General features: G+C 65.6%; 20 protein-coding genes. 9 read left to right on the top strand and 11 right to left on the bottom strand.

The window, feature by feature from the left end:
- Window positions 1-177: 177 nt before the first annotated feature.
- The 4 genes from AWB70_RS12780 to AWB70_RS12765 form a co-directional block, all read right to left on the bottom strand.
- Window positions 178-1158, bottom strand: coding sequence for a hypothetical protein (locus tag AWB70_RS12780; RefSeq protein ID WP_053572114.1), 981 nt, complete (start codon window positions 1156-1158; stop codon window positions 178-180).
- 268 nt (window positions 1159-1426) lie between these two features.
- Window positions 1427-2515 carry an alpha/beta fold hydrolase gene (locus AWB70_RS39265; RefSeq protein WP_014252781.1) on the bottom strand — a complete coding sequence of 363 codons (1089 nt, stop codon included), beginning with the start codon at window positions 2513-2515 and terminating at the stop codon, window positions 1427-1429.
- Between the two features lie 110 nt (window positions 2516-2625).
- Complete coding sequence (locus AWB70_RS12770) at window positions 2626-3969, bottom strand: glycosyltransferase family protein (protein WP_053571663.1); 1344 nt, start codon at window positions 3967-3969, stop codon at window positions 2626-2628.
- A gap of 156 nt (window positions 3970-4125) precedes the next feature.
- Window positions 4126-4758 carry a TetR/AcrR family transcriptional regulator gene (locus tag AWB70_RS12765; RefSeq protein WP_045461637.1) on the bottom strand — a complete coding sequence of 211 codons (633 nt, stop codon included), beginning with the start codon at window positions 4756-4758 and terminating at the stop codon, window positions 4126-4128.
- Window positions 4759-4940: 182 nt separating this feature from the next.
- Between AWB70_RS12765 and AWB70_RS12760 the strand changes: the two genes are divergently transcribed.
- Window positions 4941-5207, top strand: coding sequence for a hypothetical protein (locus tag AWB70_RS12760; protein WP_053571664.1), 267 nt, complete (start codon window positions 4941-4943; stop codon window positions 5205-5207).
- Between the two features lie 30 nt (window positions 5208-5237).
- Here AWB70_RS12760 and AWB70_RS12755 read toward each other — a convergent pair whose 3' ends face one another.
- The 6 genes from AWB70_RS12755 to AWB70_RS12730 all read right to left on the bottom strand — a co-directional run bounded on the left by AWB70_RS12755 (window position 5238) and on the right by AWB70_RS12730 (window position 15419).
- Window positions 5238-6017 carry an alpha-amylase family protein gene (locus AWB70_RS12755; protein WP_235024230.1) on the bottom strand — a complete coding sequence of 260 codons (780 nt, stop codon included), beginning with the start codon at window positions 6015-6017 and terminating at the stop codon, window positions 5238-5240.
- 77 nt (window positions 6018-6094) lie between these two features.
- Window positions 6095-8476, bottom strand: coding sequence for an NfrA family protein (locus tag AWB70_RS12750; RefSeq protein WP_053571666.1), 2382 nt, complete (start codon window positions 8474-8476; stop codon window positions 6095-6097).
- Window positions 8473-10650 carry a glycosyl transferase family protein gene (locus AWB70_RS12745; protein WP_053571667.1) on the bottom strand — a complete coding sequence of 726 codons (2178 nt, stop codon included), beginning with the start codon at window positions 10648-10650 and terminating at the stop codon, window positions 8473-8475. Before AWB70_RS12745 ends, AWB70_RS12750 begins: the two co-directional genes overlap by 4 nt.
- Window positions 10650-12887: a cellulose biosynthesis cyclic di-GMP-binding regulatory protein BcsB gene (locus AWB70_RS12740; protein ID WP_053571668.1), complete on the bottom strand. Its 2238-nt coding sequence runs from the start codon at window positions 12885-12887 to the stop codon at window positions 10650-10652. Before AWB70_RS12740 ends, AWB70_RS12745 begins: the two co-directional genes overlap by 1 nt.
- Window positions 12888-12959: 72 nt before the next feature.
- On the bottom strand, window positions 12960-14162 hold the full coding sequence (gene wecB / locus AWB70_RS12735) for a non-hydrolyzing UDP-N-acetylglucosamine 2-epimerase (protein ID WP_053571669.1): 1203 nt from the start codon (window positions 14160-14162) through the stop codon (window positions 12960-12962).
- Window positions 14163-14360: 198 nt separating this feature from the next.
- Entirely contained in the window at window positions 14361-15419 is a 1059-nt protein-coding gene (locus AWB70_RS12730; protein WP_053571670.1) for an NAD(P)-dependent alcohol dehydrogenase, read from the bottom strand.
- Between the two features lie 435 nt (window positions 15420-15854).
- Between AWB70_RS12730 and AWB70_RS12725 the strand changes: the two genes are divergently transcribed.
- Window positions 15855-16127 carry a hypothetical protein gene (locus tag AWB70_RS12725; RefSeq protein ID WP_045461657.1) on the top strand — a complete coding sequence of 91 codons (273 nt, stop codon included), beginning with the start codon at window positions 15855-15857 and terminating at the stop codon, window positions 16125-16127.
- A 26-nt stretch (window positions 16128-16153) separates the two neighbouring features.
- On the opposite strand, the gene AWB70_RS12720 is transcribed toward AWB70_RS12725, so the two are convergent.
- On the bottom strand, window positions 16154-16585 hold the full coding sequence (locus tag AWB70_RS12720) for a hypothetical protein (RefSeq protein ID WP_053571671.1): 432 nt from the start codon (window positions 16583-16585) through the stop codon (window positions 16154-16156).
- Between the two features lie 298 nt (window positions 16586-16883).
- On the opposite strand from AWB70_RS12720, the gene napE reads away from it, so the two are divergent.
- The 7 genes from napE to ccmB are packed head-to-tail and all read left to right on the top strand — an operon-like array spanning window position 16884 to window position 22303.
- Window positions 16884-17042 (top strand): periplasmic nitrate reductase, NapE protein, encoded by a 159-nt coding sequence (gene napE, locus AWB70_RS12715; RefSeq protein ID WP_053571672.1) that lies wholly within the window; start codon window positions 16884-16886, stop codon window positions 17040-17042.
- Between the two features lie 34 nt (window positions 17043-17076).
- Window positions 17077-17415, top strand: a complete 339-nt coding sequence (locus tag AWB70_RS12710) for a chaperone NapD (RefSeq protein WP_063786750.1) — start codon at window positions 17077-17079, stop codon at window positions 17413-17415.
- On the top strand, window positions 17387-19870 hold the full coding sequence (gene napA / locus AWB70_RS12705; RefSeq protein WP_053571674.1) for a periplasmic nitrate reductase subunit alpha: 2484 nt from the start codon (window positions 17387-17389) through the stop codon (window positions 19868-19870). The genes AWB70_RS12710 and napA overlap by 29 nt, the downstream gene beginning before the upstream one ends.
- Before the next feature lie 9 nt (window positions 19871-19879).
- A complete protein-coding gene (locus tag AWB70_RS12700) occupies window positions 19880-20365 on the top strand; it encodes a nitrate reductase cytochrome c-type subunit (protein ID WP_045461673.1) in 486 nt (161 codons plus the stop codon).
- 9 nt (window positions 20366-20374) lie between these two features.
- A complete protein-coding gene (locus tag AWB70_RS12695) occupies window positions 20375-20980 on the top strand; it encodes a NapC/NirT family cytochrome c (protein ID WP_014252797.1) in 606 nt (201 codons plus the stop codon).
- A 40-nt stretch (window positions 20981-21020) separates the two neighbouring features.
- The gene (gene ccmA, locus AWB70_RS12690; protein ID WP_053571675.1) at window positions 21021-21644 is read left to right on the top strand and encodes a cytochrome c biogenesis heme-transporting ATPase CcmA; all 624 of its coding nucleotides are present in this window, start codon (window positions 21021-21023) and stop codon (window positions 21642-21644) included.
- Entirely contained in the window at window positions 21641-22303 is a 663-nt protein-coding gene (gene ccmB / locus AWB70_RS12685) for a heme exporter protein CcmB (RefSeq protein WP_014252799.1), read from the top strand. Before ccmA ends, ccmB begins: the two co-directional genes overlap by 4 nt.
- Window positions 22304-22416 lie beyond the last annotated feature (113 nt).

The raw sequence follows: 22416 nt of genomic DNA, 5'->3' as shown, positions 1-22416 counted from the left end.
CACATCTTGCACGAAAAAAATCCGGCTCAGTACGCCAGTAACGACTAGATTTCCATGGCAATTCAGCGTTTTGCAGAGCAGCAAAGCGTGTTTCTTGCGTGTTTTTTACGAATCGCCTTCGAAAACGAAGAAGGCCGGACGCCTCCGTCCGGCCTTTCGGGCATCGCAAAAACGCAATCACGCAACGGCATCGGGCTCGCTTTCGAGCGCGAGGCGGCGCATGGGCGCGAGCGCCGCGCCGAGCCGTTCACCCTGCCGCTCGCTGATCACGCGCGAGAGGATTTCGCCGAACCGCGACTCGTCGACGCCGGAGATGATGTACTGCCAGCGGTACGCATCGACCAGCAGCGCGTGCACGCGCGCTTCTTCGTCGTCCGAGAGCGCGCGGTCGAGCATCGTGACGAAGTAATGCGCATCGGCGGCGGCCTGCGCCTGCATCATGCCGTCGATGGCCGCGACGAGGTCGATCAGGTCGCCGACCGCCGTGTCGCGCGCGGCGTCGTCGAGTTTCGCGTCCTCGCGCATCCATTCCAGTTCGTCGATGATCGCGTGCTGCGACTCTTCCTTCCAGTGAAACAGGAAGATGTCCTTGAAGAGCGGCGAGAGGCTGCTGTCGCTTTCCATGCTCTGCCGGTAATGCACCTGCGTGACGATCTCGACGCAGCAGGTCAGCGCGAGAATCGACCAGGTGGATTTGCCGAGCACGAACGCGGCGACTTCATCGGCCTGCGGAATGAAGCGATAGCCGGGTGGCAACGCGAGCGCCGCGAGCGCCTCGACGCGGCGGAATAGCTCCTGATGCTTCAGTTCCTCGTCGGTGAAACGGACGATCGCTTCGAGCGCGGTCTGGTCGCCGAGCGCGTGATCGCGGCCGACCTCCAGCATCTTCGCGCCGACGAACCGCTCGATCATGCCGAACATGTTGGCGTACGTGCGGCCCTGAACCTGCGACATCAGGCGGCGCTCGCGCGTGTCGAGAAACGGCAGGCGGTTCACCTGCGAAAGCCCGTCCGGCATGAACTTGTGGGCGGGATCGAAGTACCGGCCGCGCAACACATCGCGATCGATATCCCAGCGGATGCGCCGGGACACTTCAATGCACTTCGCATAACGTTGTTTCGGGCTGATTCGGGTGGACTCGTGCTGAACGGCTTGCATGTGCGAACTCCGTGCTGACTTTGCGTCGATGACTGCGATCAGAATGGGCGCCATCGTGAGGCGCGCCTCGTCGAACAGGTCGGCGTGAAAGTCGGGGGTCAGGCGTCGCGTCTCCGTTCTGCGTTGCATTCTCGGGACAGACGTGCGAGCGCACATGAGGCGTATGTCCCGGTCGTGATCGGGAATCCTTGCTTTTGGCGGCCAGGAAGGGGGACGCATGTCCCGAAGTCGTCGAAGCGAACTCAGACGGTGCAACCGATGAAGTGCTTCAGACGGCGGGCGCGTCGAAGCCCGCGCGGCGCGCGAGCACGATGGCCTGCGAGCGGTTTTCGACTTCGAGCTTCGCGAAGATGCTCGTGATGTGATTGCGCACGGTCTTCTCGCTCAGCGCGAGGCGCGCGGCGATCTGCGCGTTGTCGCGGCCGCCCGCCAGCAATTCGACGATATCGCGCTCGCGCCGCGTCAGCGCGGAGAATGCGGGATCGGTCAGATGCGCCGCCGACGGCAGAAACCCGCGCACTTCCTCGCGCCAGCGCTGCCATGCCGGTTCGCTTTCGAGCGTGAGATGGTTCTCGCTTTCGAGCGGCACGAAGCGCGCCCCCGCGATCTGCCCGGCGATCAGGCGGCTTTCGTCGAACGGCACGCGCGCGTCGCCGCTTGCGTGCAGCACCAGCGCCGGGCATTGCACCTGCGGCAGCAGATCGACCACGTCGATATTGTTGAACACGCGCATGATGCGCGCGGCGTTGCGCGGGGTCGTGGTCAGGCGCTCCAGTTCGTTGAACCAGTGATGCTGCTCGGGCGTCCCGCCGGGGATGAACTGCGTCGTAAAAAACTGCCGGAACGCCGGATTCTGCTTGCCCCAGCCGAGTTCGGCGAGCTTCACGAGCATTTCGGCTTCCTCGTGCAGCGCGGGATCGCACGTGCGCTTGAGCCGCCCGCGCGCGTAGCCGCCATGCAGCACGAGATGCGTGACGCGCTCCGGATGCGCCACCGCGTAGGCGACCGCGATCGATGCGCCCTGCGAAATCCCGAGCAGCGGAAAGCGTTCGAGCCCGCTCGCATCGACGACGGTTTCGAGATCGCGCAGCCAGGCATCGAAGGAAATATCGCCGACGTCGTGATCGGACAGCCCGCAACCGCGCTGATCGTAGCGAACGAGCGTGTACCGGCTGGACAGTTCGAGCATCAAGTGGCTCCACACCGGGCTCGTGAAATCCAGCTCCAGGTGGCTCAGCCAGTTCGCCGCCTTGATGAGCGGCGGCCCCGAGCCGCACGTCGCATACGCGATGCGCACGCCGTCGCTCGCCGTGCAAAGGCGGATTTGCTGCCGTGGTGTGGACGGGCGCGTCACCATCGGAATGATGTGTAAGTAGGGACTACGTACAAAGACGACGGCCGCGCGACAGCCCGCGCGATGGCTCATGCTCGCGCGTAAACGAATGGAAAGTCAAGGATACCGAGCGCTCAGGGACGCCGCGCCCCGCGCGTCTGGCTCGTCAGGTCGCCGTGATGCATGGCGAGCGCGCGCAACGACGGCCAGATATGCATGTAGTGCACCATGAAGCTGCCGGCGCTTTGCAACTGATACGGCGTGTTGATCGTGGTGCAGTCGAAAAGATCGCACTCTTCAGCCAGGCCGTGCTTCTCCAGCACCTTGATGAACACGTCCTGATCGCCGCCGCTCGCATACGTCGATGATTTGTCCGCGATCGCGCCGATACCCGCATCGATTTCAGCCAGCAAGTCGCGGTTTTGCTGCGTGTTGCGAAAGCCCATGATGCCCGAGTTGAAACGCCAGCTCACGTCCATCGCGATCACGCGGTCGCGGCCTTCCAGCAGCGAATCGAGCGGCTTGCCCTGATCCATGACGAGGACGTCGGCATCGATCCAGAACACCCAGTCGTGCTCGTGCAGATGACGGCAAAGGACCCACGGCTTCACCCAGTTGCCGCTTGCGCCCCCCGCTTCCGGCGGCACGTCGCGATAGAGGTACAGCGCGTAGCCGTGCCGCTCGCAATAGCGGCGCAGGTTGCGCTCGGCGATAGCGCCGTATTCGCGGATGTTCGGCGTGTAGAGCATCGCGAACGCGATGGGTGCGTGACGATTCAGCGCTTCATGGCTCGCGGCGTTTGGCGCCACGTCCGGCGGCGGCAGCGTGAGATACGGCAGCCCTTTCGACTGGCACGCGTTGATGTGATCCGCGAACAGATCGCGCAGATGCGTGAATACCGGCTGATTGCGCGGCGCGTCGGGCAGATCTTCGAGCGTGAGGGCGAACGCCGGCCAGTCGGCCCAGATCGGGGAGACGTGCAGCGCGGCGGGCACGACGGGCACGTAGCCTTCGATCGTCACGTTGAAGTGCGGCGGATCGAGCGCCCGCAGCAATTCGGATTCGCTCGCGAGCGCGCCGCCGAACTTCGCGCCGCGGCAGAGGCGCTCCACCTGCTCGCGCGCGGCCGCCGTGTTGCGCCAGAGCTGAAACGCCGCCATCACTTCGACGGATTCGCCCACGTAGGTAAACGCGACGATCCAGTCGCGGCTCGCGTCGCGCATGAAGGTTTCGCAGGGAATGTCGCGCAACAGCATGCTGTCCTGTGTCAGCAGCAACACGAGATCGCCCTCGGCGCGCTCGCGCAGCGCGCGCAACAGCACTTGATACTTCAGCAACATGCGCAGATGCGGCCAGCCTATCGCGCTGGCATCGACATATTCGTGCGGGTAGGCATGGCGCGCGCAATAGCGGCGATGATTGTCGAACGATGCGCGCGCGCTGTCGTCCGCGAAAAAACTGATGACGTGAGTGGTCATGGCAATGCTCCGTGATGCCGCGTGCCGCGATTACACGTTCCGGCCGACGGATTTTGTTCCGGCATTCCATGTGCCGGCAAGCGCGACGACAGTTTGTTTCATCATCGTGAGCGTGCGCCGCGATCGTTTCAGCGAACGATGCATGCGCATGGCGTCTCAGCGCTTATTGCGCACAGGCAGCGTTTCGATGAACTGATCGATTGCCGCGAAGAGCGTCGCTTTGCGCACGCCGTCCTGGGCCTGAATCGATAGCCCCGCGAACAGCGTCATGCACAGCGCGGCGAGCGCGGGCGCGTCGGCGCGGGCGTCGAGTTCGCCGTTTTCGATCGCGCGCGCGAGCCGCGCCGCGACGATCGTCGCCACCTTGCGCCGGTGCTTCTGCATCTCGGCGCGCAACTGCGCATGCTCGGCGCCGACAGACATCGCGCCAAGAAAGATCATGCAGCCGCGCGGATTCGGGGCACGCGTGAAGAGCTCGGTGCTCGCGCGCAACATCGCCCGCAAGCCGTCGCGCACGGAGTCGTGCGCCTGCAACTGCCGGAGCGCCGCGCCGCCCTCCGCGTCCACGTAAAGCCCGATCGCCTCGCGATACAACGCTTCCTTGCTGCCGAACGCGGCGTAGAGGCTGGGCGAGTTGATGCCCATCGCTTCGACGAGATCGGCCATCGAGCAGTTGTCGAACCCTTTGGTCCAGAACAGTTCCATCGCGTTTCGCAATGCCGCCTCGCGATCGAACGCGCGCGGCCGGCCGCGACCCTTGTGCTGCGTGCTCTCCAGTTCCGACGACATGCCTCGCTCCTCGCGCGCGCCCGCGATTGATGCGCGCACTGCAATTCAGAATTATGTGTCGATCGTAACAAAAAGACTGGACGTTGTCCCGGGCCGATGTTCCAATATGTGTATCGATCGCTACATAAATATCGGATAAGTCCTGTCCGGCATTGTGCGGCGAGCAAACAGGAGATTCGTTCATGAAAAAAGCTATTTCAGCTATTGCCGCCGCGCTGTTGCTGGCAACCCCGCTGGTGTCGTTCGCGCAGACGGCCGAGGCCGCATCGCCCGCGCCGTACTCGGTGTTCGTCGATCAGCCGACCGGCTTCACGTTCGTCAAGTTGCCGTCGGGATGGAAGTTCGTCGGGGCGGTATCGAAGGAAGAGGCGCGGCATGTGCCGGCGAGTGTGCTGACCTCGGTGTTGCCAGGCGAAGCGGGGCGCGCGGTGGAAACGGCATCGAAATAAGCGGCGAGCCGTGCTGCGTCGATGCTTCGCTCAACGCGGCGCGGCCGGACGGCGGTAAGCGTCCACCAAACCCTGCACCAGTTCCGGCGACACATAATGCGGCCCATCGAAGAGATAGGTCTTGTAACCGCGATACGCGTCGATCTGCGGCTTCAGTTCATCCACCGTCGCTGAGCGAAACCCGCCGCCCACTTGCGGCCGGAATGCCTCGGCGATGATTCTCACGCGCGAGTGCCCGAGCGTCGCGGCAAGCTGGTCCGCGTACTCGCGCGCGACGCGAGGCTCGCGCGCATACACGCCGCATCCGTCCTGCAGCAGCACGCCGACGTCGCCCGGCAGCCATTGATCGAGCCATTGCGCGAGCGCCGCGCCGCCGACGTTCGCGCGATCGTACACGCTGATCCACAAGGGCCGCGGCAACGCATCGAGCAGGGTGCGCAGCGCGCTCGCGTTCTGCCACGTCGGATCGATCTCGACGGGAAAGTAGTAGCCCGTCACGTGCACCGGCGGACGAATCTCGGCAAGCCGCATCGATTCGATGAACAACTGCGCCGCATTCGCGCGCGCGGCGGCTTCGTCGAAACGGCCCGCCAGTCCGACGATCACGTTGCGCGCCCACGGCTCCTGCCCGATGCGCTCCCAGTCCGGCATGCGCGGCGCGGCGCGCAATCCCGCGCCCGGCACGAACGAGATGCCGTCCACCGCGGTCCATTGCACGATCAGTTCATGCGCGCCGAGCCTGTCCCAGTCGCCGCGCGGATCGGCGTGTGCGTTGTCGGGCTGCCAGACGATGCCGTCGACAATCCGCATGCGCGGCGTCTGCGCATGGACGACGCCGCATGCGCACACGAGAAAGACAAGGAACGAGGAAAGGAGCGAACGCATCATCAGTACGAGAATACCGCGCCGAAGAACACGCCTCGCGCGCGCTCGTCGCCGGCGAGACGAAAGCGGTACTGCACCGACACATCGACGAACGAGCGCGGCGCGTCGTACGGGCCGCCGCGAAACCACCAGCGCGCCGCCACACCCGCGCCGATGCCGAGCGGCACGCTGTGATCGACCGCCGAATCGTAGTCCATGCCGATGACGGCGTGCGGAAACACCGTCAGGCGCGGGCTCAGCGCATCGACGCGCCAGGTGCGGCCCAGACGCGCGTTCGCCGTCGCGTAGGTCGAATCGTTCACGATGTAATGCCCCGCTTCGCCGTAGACCGTGCCGGTCCACCAGTCCGGCACGTCGAGGCGGCGCGTGTCGCCGAAACCGTTGGAATACGCGGCGCGCGCGAGCCAGTCCGAGCGCACGTCCGCGCCAATCGGCACGATTCGTTCGATGGCGAAAATCGCATTCGCCGAGGCGAACGGCTTTACGCGCGCGCCGATCGCCGCCTGCAAGGTCGATACGCCCGACGGGCCGCCGCCCGCCACGCCGAAATTCTCGTAGCCGCGCGCGTAGACCTCGAACATGCGGTCGCCAAGACTGCCGAACGGACGCCAGTACGCCTCCACGCCCGCCTGCCAGTTGTTCGACAGGCCAGGCGTCGGCGCGAACGCGAAACCCTGCTGCGCACCGTTGCCGCGATAGTTCACCGTCGCGCTGAAACCCCAGTTGCGCGTCGCTTCGGCGTGGGCCGCGCGTGCGTCGCTCAGGGCTTGCGGCGTCAGCGTGGCGTCGTCGTGATCGATCGCGTGTTCCAGATAGCGCGCGCCCTCGTCGTTGCGATGCAGACTCAGCGCGGCATAGCCCGCGTCGGCCTGGGCGGATGCGGGCAGCGTGCCGCCGCGTTCGGCGCGCGCGAAGTAATCGAGCGCGAGCGCATTGTCGCCCGCGCGGCGCGCGATGAACGCCGCCTGCGTGTCGCTCATCGAATCGAGCAGATTCGCGTCGATGAGCGCGCGCGCCTCGTTCGACGCCTCGCGCGTGCGGCCCGTCGCGGCGAGCGCATCGATGAGCGCGATGCGCGGCTGCGGATCGTCGGGCGCTTCCGTCACCGCCGTGCGCCAGTAGCCGATCGCCGCCGTGCGATCGCCGCGCCGCTCGGCAAGCCGCGCTTCGCGGGTCGCGGCGAGCGCGGGATCGTGCGCGTAGACATCGCACGATGCGCCGAACCGGTCTTCACGGCATTCGAACGTCGGCCGCGCTTGCGGATCGATTTGCGACGCTTGCGCCGCGCCCATGCGCAGCATCTTTTCCGCGCGATGACGCCGCAGGATGACGGCGGCGTCGGTATCGTCGGGCGTGGGCGTATCGACACGCGGCAGCGCATCGAGCGCGGCTTGCGGATTGCCCTGTGCGAGCCGCACGTCCGCGATGATGGTGCGCGCTACGCTTGCCGCACGTGCATCGCGGGCCGGCTGTGCAAGGTCGAGCGCGCGGGCAAAATCGGCATCCGGATCGGCGCCGCGCGCCGCGCGCGCATAGCCGTGCAGCGCGCGCGTGAGTGCGTCATCGGCATCGCGCGTCGCGTTTTCCACGCCCGCGAGATCGCCGCGCGCGAACAGGATCTCGATCCACTGCATGCGGAAATCCGCGCGTTCCGGCGCATACGCGACCGCCCGGCTCGCGAACCGCTGCGCCGCGTCCATGTCGCCGCGCGCGCGCGCCGCATACGCCGCTTTCGATTCCGCGGGCGCAAGCCGGTCGCCGATGAAGCGCCTGCGCTCGCGCAAGCCCTCGCTGTCGCCGAAACGCTGCTGCGCGTCGATGACGGCGTCGTACGCGGCGGCATCGTCGCCGGATGCGGCGAGGGAGTCGATCAGCAGCATGCGCAAGCGCGCGGCCTGCGGAGCGAGGCGCACCGCTTCGCGGCTTTCGGCGGCCGCCGCCGCGTAATCCTTTTTCGCATACGCGCGATACGCGGCGCGCGCGGCCGAAAGCGCGGGTTCGGGCACATCGCTGGGCACGCCGCCGCCCGCGCCGCCCGAGGCGATCAGCACGTCGAGCTGCCTGCGCCGCGCGGTCAGCGCCGGCAGCGGACCGAGTTGCGCGATGGCGTCGGCAAGCGCGCGGCTCGCGTCCTTCAGACGGCCGCGCGCGGCGAGCGAATTGGCGAGCAGCAGACGCAGATCGGCGACGTCCGGGCGCTGGCGAATCGCTTCGCGCGCGCCGGCGATGGCATCGGCATAACGGTGCGCGTCGTAGGCCGCGAACGCCTCGCGCGCGACGCGATACGCCGGGCCGCTCAACGGCAGCGGCAAGGTTTCGTCGGCGCGCGCGGCGAGGGTCGCGCACAGGCACAGCGCCGCGGCGGCGGCATGGCGCGGCGTCATCTGATTCCCGCTCGCGCGAGATAGCGGCGGCGCTGCTCCGCGATCGCGGCGGTCAGCGCGCCGGGCGTGATGATCCGCTCCGCCACCATGTAATCGCCGATGCGCCCATGCCGCTCCGGCCGATAGTGGCGCAACGCCGCCTCGAACGCGCCGCGCGTGACGAGCCCCATCTCGATCATGATGTCGCCGAGCAGCGGCACGCCGCGCGCGGCGTCGGCATCGTCGAGCGAGGGCGATTCATCGTCTGCCGCATCGCTCGTGAAGACCGCCATGCCGGCCGCGCGCAGCATGCGCAGCCCCGCCGCGATCTCGCTCTCGCGCACGATATGCAGCGCGACCGCGCGGCCCGACGCCTCGCGCAACTCGGCGAGCGATGCATCGTCGAGCAGGCTCGCGCAGATGAACACGGCGTGGCCGTTCGCATCGACGCCCTGCGGCAGCGCGCGCAGCCGCACGAGCGTGTCGGGCGTCGCGACGCTCGTCGCATCCATGCGCGCCGCGCCGAAGCGTCCGCGCGGCAAATCGGCCTGAAACGCGATGGCTTCCGCGAGCGTTTCCTCGTCGAGCCAGCCGCGGGTGATGAGCACGCGGCCGATCGGCGCTTCGCGCGCGTGATCGGTGCGGCGCGCTTCTTCGAGCCGCTCCGGATCGATCGCCTGCCACGAAACGAGCAGGTCGCCGAGTTCCTGCCGCGTGTCGCGCAGGCCGTCGTTGCTCGGGAAATCGTGCATCGTCTTGTCCCACGCGAGCCGCCGCCCCGTCGTCACATGCACGATGAAAAGCCGCCACGCGCGCGCCACCGCCATGAAATTGATGACGTTGCCGATCACCATGCGCGGCACCGACAACACGCCGTGCTCCCAGCCGTAGAGCCGCGTCGTGAAGACAATGCGCTGCGTGACGCGCAGCACGAGCGCGACCGAGTTTGCGACGAGCAGCGCCTGAAGCCATGCCGAATCGATGAACGGCGACGGAAAGAAGTCCTTCGCGAGTCCGAAATACGACGCCGTCGCGAACAGCATGAACTGCACGGCGAGCAGATACGCGAGCATGCCGACGAACGCCGTCACGACGCCCTTGCGGTCGCGCATCAAGAGATAGCGATTCGCCAGCGACCCGCTCCAGCCGGTGAGCGCCCAGCCCTGCAGGCCGATGCCGAGCGTCCAGCGCGCGCGCTGCCGGTAGGCGGTGCGAAAGGTATCGGGGAAAAATTCGCGCACGCAAAGCGGCATCGTCATGCGAATCTCGCGCTCGGGGCCGAGGCCGAACCAGCCCTTGCGGCGCGTCGTGAATTCGACGGGGAAGAGCGGAAAGATCGACTGCATGCCGAGCCTCGTGATGCGCGTGCCGATGTCGTAATCTTCCGTGAGACTTTCAGTGTTGAACGGCTGCTGCTGCGTCTCATCGACGAGCGCGAGGATCGCGCGGCGCGAGAAGCACGTACCCACGCCCGCCGACGGCACCGCGCCCGCGAGACTTTCGCGCACGACGAGATCCTTCGCATGCCATTCCGCGAACTCGTCCATGTAGGTGCCCGCGACGAGCTCGAACCAGTGCCGTTCGAGCGACGCCACCGGCAACTGGATCATGTCCTTGCGCGGCAGGAGATAGTTGAAGAACTTGAGTTCGACGGGGTGCAGCACGTCTTCGCTGTCGTGCATCACGATGCCCGCGAATTCGATGCCGGCTTCGAACTCGTAATGCAGGATCGCCTGCACGAGCCAGTTGAGGCAGTCGGCCTTGCAGGTCGGACCGTCGTGCGGCACTTCCACGCGATGCAGATGCTTGTAGCGATGCCGCATGCGCTCCACTTCGCGAATCGTCGCGGCATCGTTCTGATACGTGCCGACGAACACCGTGTATGCGCGATAGTCGAGCACGCGCACGAGGTCTTCGATCATCGCGGCGATCACGTCGTCCTCGCGCCACGCGGGCACCATGATCGCGATGGGCTGCTCGTCGCGCGCATAAAGCTGCTCGACGGTGAGCGGCGCGTAACGGCGCTCCACCGTCATGCGCCGCCAGCACTTGCGCGTCCAGTACCAGATGTCGATGAACAGATCGTCCAGGCTCGAAAGCAGGATGATGGCCGCGACCGTCGCGGCCACGTATTCCAGTCCCTGATAGTACTGGGCAAGCAGAATCTCGCCGTACCATCTGAGTGCTTCCGGCATCACCCGCGATCCTCGCCGCCTTCGCGCGCCTTGCGATGTCGTCGGCGCGCGTGTCCCGCGAGCGCGATCAGCGCGAGCAGCAGCACGACGAGCACCGCCGGAATGCCCCAGCGCGCCCAGTGCCGTGTGACCCAGTCGGTGCTCGTCGCGGGTTCGTCGGTCAGCGCTTGCGGATCGGCGGTATCGAACTGGCGCAGCACGCCGCTTTCGCCGACGACGGCGATGTTGCCGCGCGAAAGCTGCAGCTTGTCGGTCAGCACGGGCGCCGCCCCCGCCGACCGGTACACGACGCCGCTCTGCCCGCCCGCGCTCGCCACGCTCACGACCGCGACGCGCGAGAGGCCCGACATATCGAGCAGCGTATCGCCGTTCGGTGCGGTCAGCACGAGCCGCTCGGCCGAATAGGCGGCGGGGTTCTTTTCGTCGGCGAGCCTGACGTCGGCGGCGAGGAACGGGCCGTCGGGCTGCGCCGTGTCCTGCGCGCCCGTCACCGCGAATTTGGCCGAGACCGGCGCGATGCCCATCGCGCCCGTCAGCACGGCGAGGCGCGGGACGGCGTTCAGCGCGTCGTCGAGATAGGCGCGCGGCACGTACACCGTCGCCGACGACGCATAGCGCGCCGCCATGCCCGCGAACGTGTCGTCGGGCGTCGCGGTGCCGAGACGCAAATGGCTCGACGGCAGCACGGCGACCGGATACGTCTGACGCGCCTGACAGCCCGCATCGGCCTGGCGGCGGAAGGTCACGCGCAAGTCGTTGGTGCGCGCGAGCGCGTAGCGCGGAATCGGCGCGACGAGACGCTGGCGCGCGCCATCGACATTGATGAGCTTCGCGCCGATCATCACGTCGTTGAAATACACCGTGGCGGTCGCGCCGCCGTTGGAAAGCGTCGGCGACGCCGCGAGATCGAGCACGACCTGCTCCGGCAGCCGGCCGTTGCCCGACGCCGCCGCGAGATCGAAGCGCGCGCCCCACGACGCGGCGGTCTGCACGTCGATGCTGCGCGGATCGCCGCCGAGATCGGCCAGCGCGATGGTGTCGCCGCGCGCCGGCTGCGCAAGGTCGATGCGATGCACGATCACGCGGTTCGACACGTCGATGGGTCGAAAGCCCTGCGCGAGCGCGCCGATGCCGCGCGCATCGCCGACCACGATCAGCGCGCGCCCGCCGACATGCGCGACGCGCGTCTCGCCCGCCGCGAGCGGCTCGGTCAGTTGCGCCGCGCTGCGCTGGCGCCACGCGTCGAACGCGGGCAGCGCGTCGTTGGCCGCGTTCGCGATTTGCGCGCGCAGCGCGTCGAGCGCGCCATCGATGCGCCGCCGCATCGTCTCGTCGGCGACGATCACGTCCGGGCCGAACGCCGCGCGCGGCGCGAGCGCCAGCAGCGCGCCGAGCTCGGCGTCGTCGGCGATCGCGTGGCGGCCGCCGGCGGCGAGCGCCGCGAATGCCGGAATGGCGCGCAGCGGCGCGGGCACGTCCACGCCCGTCAGGTCCGCCGTCTCGCCGACCGCCGGCAGCGCCTGCATCACGGGCCGCTTGCCGTCGCGCTGCAGCAGCGCGTCGATGCGCCAGGCGGTGTCGAATGCGCCCGCCGAAAGCTTGCCGTCGGACACCGCCAGCACTGGCGCGTACGGCAACGCGCTCCACGCGGTGCGCAGGTCGCGCACGTCGGCGGGATTGAAGCGGAACGTGAGGCGTGTGGTCGGATCGACGCGCAGCACGTTGCCGATCGCCGTCTGATCGGCGCACTCCGTCTGGCTCACGACCGAGGCGAAGCCGAGGCCGAGCCGCACGAAGCCGTTCGGGCGCGGCGCGCCGTCCACGCCGAGATTCGCCGAGACGCCGCCCGCGTCCTGCGTGAACGCGCGCGCGAGCACGGGCGAGCCGTCGAGGGAAAGCAGCATCGTCTCGCGACCGCCGTCGCCACGCACGTAGCCGCCGTCGAACTGCAGCGTGGCATCGCTGATCGGCACGCCCGCGGGCACGGGCAGGAAGAATTCGCGGCGCGTATCGGGCGCGTTGAGCGTGACGCTTTCGAGCAGCCCGAGTTGGCGCAGCGTCACCGTGCGCGATTCCTGCGTGTCGAGCCCGAGCCGGGCGAACGCGCCGGGGATGCCGCTATCCGCGGACGACGCGCCGAAGACCGCGGCCGGCGAGCCGAAGAGCAGCACAGCGCACGCGGCGCATGAAGCGAGGACGGCACGCGGGCCGCGCCGCTCGAAGATGTCGTTGATCAAATTGGATGACTCGGAATATCGCATCGCGGCTGCGGGCCGCGATGCAGTCCGCCCGGCGGACGGATGAGACGCTTATGCGAACGCCTCGCGCCAGGCCCACGGCGCATCGTTCGCCGCGCGCAGGACGCCGGGCCTGAATTCCTCGAACGGCCGGCCCGCGAGCGCGGCGACGATGCGCGCCGAAGCCTGCCCGTCGCCGTACGGGTTGGCATTGCGGGAGAACGACGCGCAGGCGTCTTCGTCGTCGAGCAGCAGATTCACCGCGCAGACGATCGCGTCGCTATTCGTGCCGACGAGTTGCGCCGTGCCCGCGTCGATGGCTTCGGGGCGCTCGGTGACGTCGCGCATCACGAGCACGGGCTTGCCGAGCGCCGGCGCTTCTTCCTGCACGCCGCCGGAGTCGGTCAGGACGAGCGTCGCGCGCTCCAGCAGCCGCACGAAACCCATGTAGTCCTGCGGCTCGGTCAGGAACACGTTCGGCGCATCGCCGAGCGCGCCGACCACCGTCGCCTGCACGTTCGGATTCAGATGCACCGGATAGACGATCTGCACGTCACGGCGCTTGCCGATCTCCGCGAGCGCCGTGCAGATATTGCGCAGTCCCTCGCCGAAGCTCTCGCGCCGATGCCCGGTGACGAGCACGAGCTTTTTCGCCGGGTCGAGAAACGGCAAGCGCGCATCGAGCGATGCGCGCAAAAGGTGGTTCGAATCGATGCGCCTTTTTACGGCAAGCAGCGCGTCGATCACCGTGTTGCCGGTGACGAACGTTCGTCCGTGCACCCCTTCCTTCGCGAGGTTGTCTCGCGAGCGCGGCGTCGGCACGAACATGAGATCGCTAACGACATCGACGACGCGCCGGTTCATCTCCTCCGGCCACGGGCTGTGCATGTCGCCAGTGCGCAAGCCCGCCTCGACGTGGGCGACCGGCACGCGGCGATGAAACGCGGCGAGCGCGGCGGAGGTCGCCGTGGTCGTGTCGCCGTGCACGAGCACGCGGCAGGGCTCTTCCTTCTCGATGGCCTCGTCGATGGACGCGATCAGCCGCGAAGCCAGACCGTTCAGGCTCTGGTTTTCCGACATCACCGCGAGATCGTAATGAGGCTTGATGTCGAACAGGTCGAGGACCTGTTGCAGCATCGAACGGTGCTGGCCCGTCACGCAAACTACCGAGCGAACATTCGGCTCCGCCTCCAGAGCCTTCACGAGCGGCGCCATCTTGATGGCTTCCGGCCGCGTTCCGAATATGGAAAGGATCGTTTTTTTCTTTGTATGCATGGCCCGACTGGTACACAATCTTTAACAATCCCGATTGTATTCAGGCGCTTAGAACCACCAATCAACTAAAGTGTAAAAAAGTCTAACGAGAAGCTTTGCTGAGTTTTTGTCTATCCGGTTTCAGGAATTTTTACGTCATCGCGGCGAAATTGCCCAGAGTTTGAGGCGCCGGCAAGACTCCACCGGCGCATTTCACGCTCAGCTTTCCAGCGTCGCCATGTCGATCACGAAGCGGTACTTCACGTCGCTCTTCAACATGCGCTCGTAGGCGTGGTTGATTTCGTCCATGCGGATCATCTCGATGTCGGACGTGATGCCGTGCTTGCCGCAGAAATCGAGCATCTCCTGCGTTTCCGCAATCCCGCCGATGAGCGAGCCGGCCAGCGAGCGGCGCTTGAAGATCATGTTCATCACCGAAGGCGACGGATGCGGATGCTCCGGCGCGCCGACGAGCGTCATGGTGCCGTCACGCTTCAACAGCGCCATGAACTGATCGAGATCGTGCGACGCGGCGACCGTGTTCAGAATGAAATCGAAAGTATTGGCGTGCGCCGCCATCTGGTCCGCATCTTTCGAAATCACGACTTCATGCGCGCCGAGACGTTTGGCGTCGTCGATCTTGCCCGGCGACGTCGTGAAGAGCACGACATGCGCGCCCATCGCGGCGGCGATCTTCACGCCCATGTGCCCGAGTCCGCCCAGGCCGACGATGCCGACCTTCTGCCCTTTTTGCACGTTCCAGTGACGCAGCGGCGAATACGTCGTGATGCCCGCGCACAGCAACGGCGCGACCGCCGCCGGGTCGAGATTGCCGGGGATGCGCAGCGTGAACGCCTCATCGACGACGATGGCCGTCGAATAGCCGCCCGCCGTGAAACCGCCCGACTTCGCGTCCGGTGAGTTGTAGGTTTGCGTGAAGCTCGCGGGACCGTCGCAGAACTGTTCGAGTCCTTCCTGGCAGGACGCGCACACGCGGCACGAATCGACCATGCAGCCGACGCCCGCGAGATCGCCGGCCTTGAACTTCGTCACATCCGCGCCGACCTCGACGACACGCCCGACGATCTCATGGCCCGGCACGACCGGATAGTTCGAGCCGCCCCATTCGTTGCGCGCCATGTGCAGGTCGGAGTGGCACACGCCGCAGAACAGAATGTCGATGCGCACATCGTTCGGGCCGACATCGCGGCGCTGGATCTCGAGCGGACCGAGCGGCTTGTCGGCTGCCGATGCGGCATAGGAATACGCTTTCAGCATGGTTTGCTTCCTTTCTTTTGATTCGAATCGGTGTGAACAGGACCAGCGCTTGCTCCAAAGGAACAAGCGCGGTTGATGACACATGCAAGATGATTGGTTTGTGTGCGACAGCGAACACGCATTCACTGTCATTGCCCAGCGCGTTGCAAGCGACTTGCCGATCGCGCCGATACTTTGGCGGCGATGTGCAACGCCGCTACTGTATGCCTTTGAAGCGATCTCTGCCGAATCGACCGCGCGTTTATCGCGTTCTTGCAGAATTTGACAATCGTGCGCCCTACGTATGGCTCCCCGCTCAAGCGGGATTGTCCGACGATGGATGCGCGTCTTATGCTTGTAATGCGCGCGGAGACGACGACTCTTTTCGCGCGGCGCCGGGCGGCTCGCGCGCCCGGCGCCTGCTTGCGACTCATGCGACCTGGAGAGAGCTAGACAATGAAGGCGAAGGCAATCACGGTGAGCATCGATATGCCGGAGGGCGCGGTGAGCGCCGAATTCCATATCGATACGGGGCGCCTCAGAATTTCCGAGCGCGGACTTTTACGCGTTGAACTGTTTCCACCGCATTCGTGGTTCATGGTGGCGTCGGTGGCGGGCAACAGCCGCTGGGGCACGCGGCCGCGCGAAACGGATTTGCGTCTCGTGCTGGAGAATTTCATCCAGCAACGCTTCGGCATGAAGGCCTTGCAACACCAGACGCTTGCTTGATTAGCAAAGCGAAGCTTTTTTCCGGATCAGCAAACGCCACGCACCGGCGGCCGATAACCGGGAATCTGATGCAACGCATAGTCACACGCGGCCGAAAGCGCCGCCAGCCGCTCCATGTTCTCGCGCATGCCGGCCTGCGTTTGCGCAACCGTTTCGCGCAGCGCTTCGAGACGCGGCATCAGCCGGTCTGCGATCACATCGCATTCTTCCTTGCGCGTGAGTAGCGCCTCGGCGTCTTCGCGCGCCTCGCGAAGCTCCATCAGCGACACCGCGTTTTGCGCCTGAAAACGCGCATAGCTTTCGGCGAGTTCACCGAGGCCCATCGATTGCATGCGCTCGACGAAATCGCGCGTCGAATGCATGGCGAGTTCGCCGGCGTCGTAAGCCATGAACTGGACGTCGTCGATCGGCAGCGAGATACGTCCTTCGGGTGTTGAGAATTCGAGTCTGGTCGGCATGAGTCGTGGCGCGCGGTAGTGAAGGTGCACGCATTCTAGAAACGCAAGCCTCGAAGGAATTTCGGATCACGCCTAAAGCGCAGTGGAATAAACGAAACGCTGAATTACACGCGACATTCATTCGCTTCGGATTCGTTTCAAAAGACGAAACGATACGCGACGCATTCAATAAATCATTACGCGAGATGGGCGCGAGCATCGTCATATTTGACTTGAAAAGATGCATTCCATCTGCCAACAATGAATCGTCCTTCGTGCTGGCCATCCCACAATGCCAACCCGAGATCCGATGCGCCCAATGGATGAAAAAGACGAACTACGCAAGTCCGAAGAGTTGCGCAGCTTTTTGTTTCTGACCGTCGTCATGGTTCCCGTGCTCACGGTCATGATCATCGCTGGCTACGGATTCGCGGTCTGGTTTTATCAAATGCTGATTGGCGGCCCGCCACATCATTAACGAGCGTCGCGACTATTTCAATTAAATGGAGCCCATGCCCGTCGATAACAACGACCGCTACGGCGACAAGACGGACACGTCTTGCGAGTTTCACATCGCCGGGGTCGTTGTATACGCGCGTATAGAAGCACTGCAGCACGTCATGCATGCGCTCGCCGCGCTGCCAGGCGCTCAGGTGCACGGCGCCAGCGCCGACGGCAAGATCGTCCTTACGCTCGAAGGGGACCGCTCGTCCTACGTTGCGGAGCAATTGCACGCGGTTCAGGCGATTGCCGATGTCGTAAGCACCGCGCTCGTCTATCAGCATCACGAGCATGCCGATTCGTTGAACGAGGACATCGCCGATGAAACTGACTCGTCGCGCGTTCATTAAGCAGACGGCCGCGGCGACAGCGGCCGCCTCCGCGGGCATCACGCTGCCCGGCATGGAAGCCGTTGCGCAAAGCGACGACATCGCCTGGTCGAAGGCGCCCTGCCGCTTCTGCGGCACGGGATGCGGCGTGGTCGTCGGCGTGAAGGCCAATCGCGTCGTCGCGACGCAGGCGGACCCGCAGGCGGAAGTCAATCGCGGGCTGAACTGCGTAAAGGGCTATTTCCTCTCGAAGATCATGTACGGCCAGGACCGCCTGACCACGCCGCTCATGCGCATGAAGGGCGGCAAGTTCGACAAGAACGGCGAGTTCGCGCCGGTATCGTGGGACACCGCGTTCAACGTGATGGCCGAGCAGTTCAAGCGCGTGCTGAAGGAGAAAGGGCCGACCGCCGTCGGAATGTTCGGCTCGGGACAATGGACGGTGTGGGAAGGCTACGCCGGCGTCAAGCTCATGAAGGCGGGCTTTCGCAGCAACAACATCGATCCGAACGCGCGGCACTGCATGGCCTCCGCCGTGACCGGCTTCATGCGCACCTTCGGCATGGACGAGCCGATGGGTTGTTACGACGACATCGAGGAAACCGATGCCTTCGTGCTGTGGGGCTCGAACATGGCCGAGATGCATCCGGTGCTGTGGACGCGCGTCACGGGGCGGCGGCTCTCGGACCCGAACGTGCGCGTGGTTACGCTCTCCACGTTCGAGCACCGCTCGTTCGATCTCGCCGATGAAACCATCATCTTCACGCCGCAGACCGATCTCGCGATCATGAATTACATCGCGAACTACATCATCAAGAACGGCAAGGTGAACAAGGAGTTCGTCGAGAAGCACACGGTGTTCAAGAAGGGCAATACGGATATCGGTTATGGGCTGCGGCCCGATCATCCGCTGCAGAAGGCGGCGAAGAACGCGAACGACCCGAACGGCTCGCAGCCAATCACCTTCGACGATTTCGCGAAGTTCGTGTCGCGCTACGACGCGGCCTACGTGACGAAGCTCTCGGGCGTGCCCAAGGCAAAGCTCGATCAGTTGGCGGAGTTGTACGCGGACCCGAAGACGAGAGTCGTGTCTTTCTGGACGATGGGCTTCAATCAGCACACGCGCGGCACGTGGGCCAACAACATGGTCTACAACCTGCACCTCCTGACGGGCAAGATCTCGACGCCGGGCAACAGCCCCTTCTCGCTGACCGGACAACCCTCCGCGTGCGGCACGGCGCGCGAAGTGGGGACGTTCTCGCATCGCCTGCCCGCCGACATGGTCGTGACCAACCCCAAGCATCGCGAGGAAGCGGAACACATCTGGAAGCTGCCGGCGGGAACGATTCCCGACAAGCCGGGCTTTCACGCCGTGCTGCAAAACCGCATGCTGCACGACGGCAAGCTCAACGCCTACTGGGTGATGGTCAACAACAACATGCAGGCCGGCGCGAACATCAATAACGAAGGGCTGCCGGGGTATCGCAAGGAGTCGAATTTCGTTGTCGTCTCGGATGTGTATCCGACCGTCACGGCGGTCGCGGCCGACATGATCCTGCCCTCGGCGATGTGGGTCGAGAAGGAAGGCGCGTATGGCAACGCCGAGCGCCGCACGCAGTTCTGGCATCAACTCGTGAGCGCGCCCGGCGACGCGCGTTCGGACCTGTGGCAGATCGTCGAGTTCTCGAAGCGCTTCAAGGTCGAAGAGGTGTGGCCCGCCGAGCTTATCGCCAAGAAGCCGGAGTACAAGGGCAAGACGCTCTACGACGTGCTGTACCGCAACGGCCAGGTCGACAAGTTCCCGGCGTCGCAGGAAGACGTGAAGTATCGCAACGACGAAGCCAAGGCGTTCGGCTTCTACATCCAGAAAGGACTGTTCGAAGAGTACGCGAGCTTCGGCCGCGGACACGGCCACGATCTCGCCCCGTTCGACGACTATCACAAGGCGCGCGGGCTGCGCTGGCCCGTGGTGAACGGCAAGGAAACGCTCAGGCGCTATAAGGAAGGCTCCGATCCTTACGTGAAGGCGGGCACCGGCTGGCAGTTCTACGGCAATCCGGACGGCCGCGCGGTGATCTATGCGCTGCCTTACGAGCCGCCCGCCGAGTCGCCGGACAAGGAGTATCCGTTCTGGCTCGCGACCGGCCGCGTGCTGGAACACTGGCACTCCGGATCGATGACGCGGCGCGTGCCCGAGCTCTATCGCGCGTTTCCGAACGCGGTGTGCTTCATGCATCCCGACGACGCGAAAGCGCTCGGCATCCGGCGCGGCGTCGAAGTGCGCGTGATCTCGCGGCGCGGCGAGATGCGCACGCGCATCGAGACGCGCGGGCGCGACAAGCCGCCGCGCGGCCTCGTGTTCGTGCCGTGGTTCGATGCGAGCCAGCTCATCAACAAAGTGACGCTCGACGCCACCGATCCGATCTCGTTCCAGACCGACTTCAAGAAGTGCGCGGTCAAGATCGTCAGGGTCTAGGAGCACGCCATGCGCACGTTCTTCGCCCTCGTCATCGCCTCGCTCGCCGGGCTTGCCGCGCTCGCGATCGCGCAGCCCACGGTGCCGGACCTGCCGTTTCACGACTCGCTGCGCGGCACGACCCCGCTCAACGAGGAGCCGAAGGCGCCGCTCATCGCGCCGACCGAAAACAAGGATGTGATCCGCGGGCTCAACTACGCGCAGCAGCCGCCGACGATCCCGCACAAGATCGACAACTATCAGCTCGACAAGAACGCGAACCGCTGTCTCGCCTGTCACGCGCGCAGCCGCGCGGAAGAGAGCGGCGCGGTGCCGGTTGCGGTGTCGCATTACATCGATCGCGACGGCATGGTGTCGGGACATCTGTCGCCGCGCCGCTACTTCTGCACGCAATGTCACGTTCCGCAAGCGGATACCAAGTTGCTGATCGGCAATACGTTCGTCGCCGTCGAGGATATCAAGCAGCCGGCGTCCAAGAGCCAACCCAAGAAATAAAGAATCATCATGCGCGAACTGATCAAGCGCTACTGGACCACCATTCGAAGGCCGAGCCTGTATTACAGCCTCGGCTTTCTGACGCTGGGCGGCTTCGTCGCGGGCGTGATCTTCTGGGGCGCCTTCAACACGGCGATGGAGCTCACCAACACCGAAGTCTTCTGCACGGGCTGCCACGAGATGCGCGACAACACCTATGCCGAACTGAAGAACACGATTCACTTCAGCAACCGCACCGGCGTGCACGCGAAGTGCTCGGACTGTCACGTTCCGCATAACTGGACGGACAAGATCGCCCGCAAGATGCAGGCGTCGAAGGAAGTGTGGGCGAAAGTCTTCGGCACGGTGAACACGCGCGAAAAGTTTCTCGACAAGCGGCTCGAACTGGCCGAGCACGAATGGGCGCGCTTCAAGGCGAACGATTCGCTCGAATGCCGTAACTGCCATTCGTTCCAGTACATGGATTTCACGCGCCAGAGTCCGCGCGCGCAGGAAGCGCATCAGCGTTTTCTGGAGACGGGCGAGAAGACGTGCATCGACTGCCACAAGGGCATCGCGCATGAATTGCCGAACATGGTGAAAGCCGAGGAAATGGAGAAGTCCAAGCGCAAGTGAGCCACGCCCCCACGACGCTATCGACTGAGAGGAAACCTCGATGCTGAGCGCCCGGCAACTCGACGTGATGCGCGGCAGCCGCACCATCGTGGCCGGCGTGGATTTTTGCGTCGATGACGGCGCGGCGCTCCTGATCCACGGCGCGAACGGCAGCGGCAAGAGTTCGCTGATCGCCGCGCTCGCGGGCTTGCTGCCGCCCGCCGCGGGCAGTGTGTCGTGGCGCGGCGCGAACGTGCGCGACGATCCCGCGCGCTTTCGGCGCGAGCTCGCCTGGCTCGGCCATGCGGATGGCTTCAACGGCGAGCTGACGGTCGCGGAGAATCTCCGCTTTGCGGCTTGGCTCGGCGCGAACGGTGCGCATGCCGATGAACGCAACGTGCTCGACCGCGCCGGCGTGCTGCCGCTCATGCACGCGCGCCTGAACCGTTTGTCGCAAGGGCAAAGACGGCGCGTCGCGCTCGCGCGCCTCGTGCTCGCAAAGAAGCCGCTCTGGCTGCTCGACGAACCCACCGAAGCCATCGACGACGCGGGCGCGCTCTGGTTCGCCGCCTGCATCGACGATCATCTGCGCGAAGGCGGCATGCTCGTCGCGACGACGCATCGCCCGCTCGCAGTCGATGTCACGCGCGCGCGGCATCTGCACCTCGAACGGAGCGCGGCATGATCGTGCTTCAGGTGATCCGCCGCGAACTGATCCTCAACTGGCGCTCGCGCACGGTGACGCTCTCCGTGCTGCTGTTCTTCGTGCTGGCGTCGAGCCTGTTTCCGCTCGGCATCGGTCCCGATCCGAAGCTGCTGCACGCGATCGCGCCGGGCGTGCTGTGGGTTACGGCGCTATTCGCGGCGCTCCTGTCCGCGGGCCAGCTCTTCAGCAACGATTTCGCAAGCGGTGCGCTCGAACAGATGCTGCTGTCGCCGCAGCCGCTCGCGGGCATCGTGCTCGGAAAGATCGCCGCGCACTGGATCACGACGGGCCTCGCGCTCGTCGTGCTCGCGCCGGTCGTCGCGCTCGAATACGGGCTCGATGGACGCACCGTCGTCATGCTCATGGCGTCGCTTCTGATCGGCACGCCGCTCTTGTCGCTGATCGGCTCGATGGGCGCGGCGCTCACGCTCGGCGTGCGCGGCGGCCACGTCGTGCTCGCGCTGTTGATCCTGCCGCTCTACGTGCCGGTGCTCGTGTTCGGCGTCGGCGCGGCCGATCCCGCCGCGAGCGCCGCCTGGTCCAGCGCGAATTTCTCGCTGCTCGCGGCGGCGCTGTGCGTTGCGCTCTGGCTGTGCCCGTGGGCCAGCGCGGCCGCCTTGCGCATCTCGATGGAATAGCGCCCATGAACTGGTTCCGCTTCGCCTCCCCGCACCGTTTCGAACGCTTCGCCGCGCGCGCGACGCCGTGGTTCGCGCTCGCATCCGTGGCGTTCATCGTGGCGGGGCTGGTG

The sequence above is a fragment of the Caballeronia cordobensis genome (assembly GCF_001544575.2).
Taxonomy (GTDB): Bacteria; Pseudomonadota; Gammaproteobacteria; order Burkholderiales; family Burkholderiaceae; genus Caballeronia; species Caballeronia cordobensis.
The sequence above is the reverse complement of the archived record's forward strand: the minus strand, read 5'-3'. Positions and strand labels throughout refer to the sequence as shown.

Coding starts and splice junctions, on each gene's coding strand:
- AWB70_RS12780 (WP_053572114.1), bottom strand. CDS start 1,158: ATGCAAGCCGTTCAGCACGAGTCCACCCGAATCAGCCCGAAACAACGT.
- AWB70_RS39265 (WP_014252781.1), bottom strand. CDS start 2,515: ATGGTGACGCGCCCGTCCACACCACGGCAGCAAATCCGCCTTTGCACG.
- AWB70_RS12770 (WP_053571663.1), bottom strand. CDS start 3,969: ATGACCACTCACGTCATCAGTTTTTTCGCGGACGACAGCGCGCGCGCA.
- AWB70_RS12765 (WP_045461637.1), bottom strand. CDS start 4,758: ATGTCGTCGGAACTGGAGAGCACGCAGCACAAGGGTCGCGGCCGGCCG.
- AWB70_RS12760 (WP_053571664.1), top strand. CDS start 4,941: ATGAAAAAAGCTATTTCAGCTATTGCCGCCGCGCTGTTGCTGGCAACC.
- AWB70_RS12755 (WP_235024230.1), bottom strand. CDS start 6,017: ATGCGGATTGTCGACGGCATCGTCTGGCAGCCCGACAACGCACACGCC.
- AWB70_RS12750 (WP_053571666.1), bottom strand. CDS start 8,476: ATGACGCCGCGCCATGCCGCCGCCGCGGCGCTGTGCCTGTGCGCGACC.
- AWB70_RS12745 (WP_053571667.1), bottom strand. CDS start 10,650: ATGCCGGAAGCACTCAGATGGTACGGCGAGATTCTGCTTGCCCAGTAC.
- wecB (WP_053571669.1), bottom strand. CDS start 14,162: ATGCATACAAAGAAAAAAACGATCCTTTCCATATTCGGAACGCGGCCG.
- AWB70_RS12730 (WP_053571670.1), bottom strand. CDS start 15,419: ATGCTGAAAGCGTATTCCTATGCCGCATCGGCAGCCGACAAGCCGCTC.
- AWB70_RS12725 (WP_045461657.1), top strand. CDS start 15,855: ATGAAGGCGAAGGCAATCACGGTGAGCATCGATATGCCGGAGGGCGCG.
- AWB70_RS12720 (WP_053571671.1), bottom strand. CDS start 16,585: ATGCCGACCAGACTCGAATTCTCAACACCCGAAGGACGTATCTCGCTG.
- napE (WP_053571672.1), top strand. CDS start 16,884: ATGGATGAAAAAGACGAACTACGCAAGTCCGAAGAGTTGCGCAGCTTT.
- AWB70_RS12710 (WP_063786750.1), top strand. CDS start 17,077: ATGCCCGTCGATAACAACGACCGCTACGGCGACAAGACGGACACGTCT.
- napA (WP_053571674.1), top strand. CDS start 17,387: ATGAAACTGACTCGTCGCGCGTTCATTAAGCAGACGGCCGCGGCGACA.
- AWB70_RS12700 (WP_045461673.1), top strand. CDS start 19,880: ATGCGCACGTTCTTCGCCCTCGTCATCGCCTCGCTCGCCGGGCTTGCC.
- AWB70_RS12695 (WP_014252797.1), top strand. CDS start 20,375: ATGCGCGAACTGATCAAGCGCTACTGGACCACCATTCGAAGGCCGAGC.
- ccmA (WP_053571675.1), top strand. CDS start 21,021: ATGCTGAGCGCCCGGCAACTCGACGTGATGCGCGGCAGCCGCACCATC.
- ccmB (WP_014252799.1), top strand. CDS start 21,641: ATGATCGTGCTTCAGGTGATCCGCCGCGAACTGATCCTCAACTGGCGC.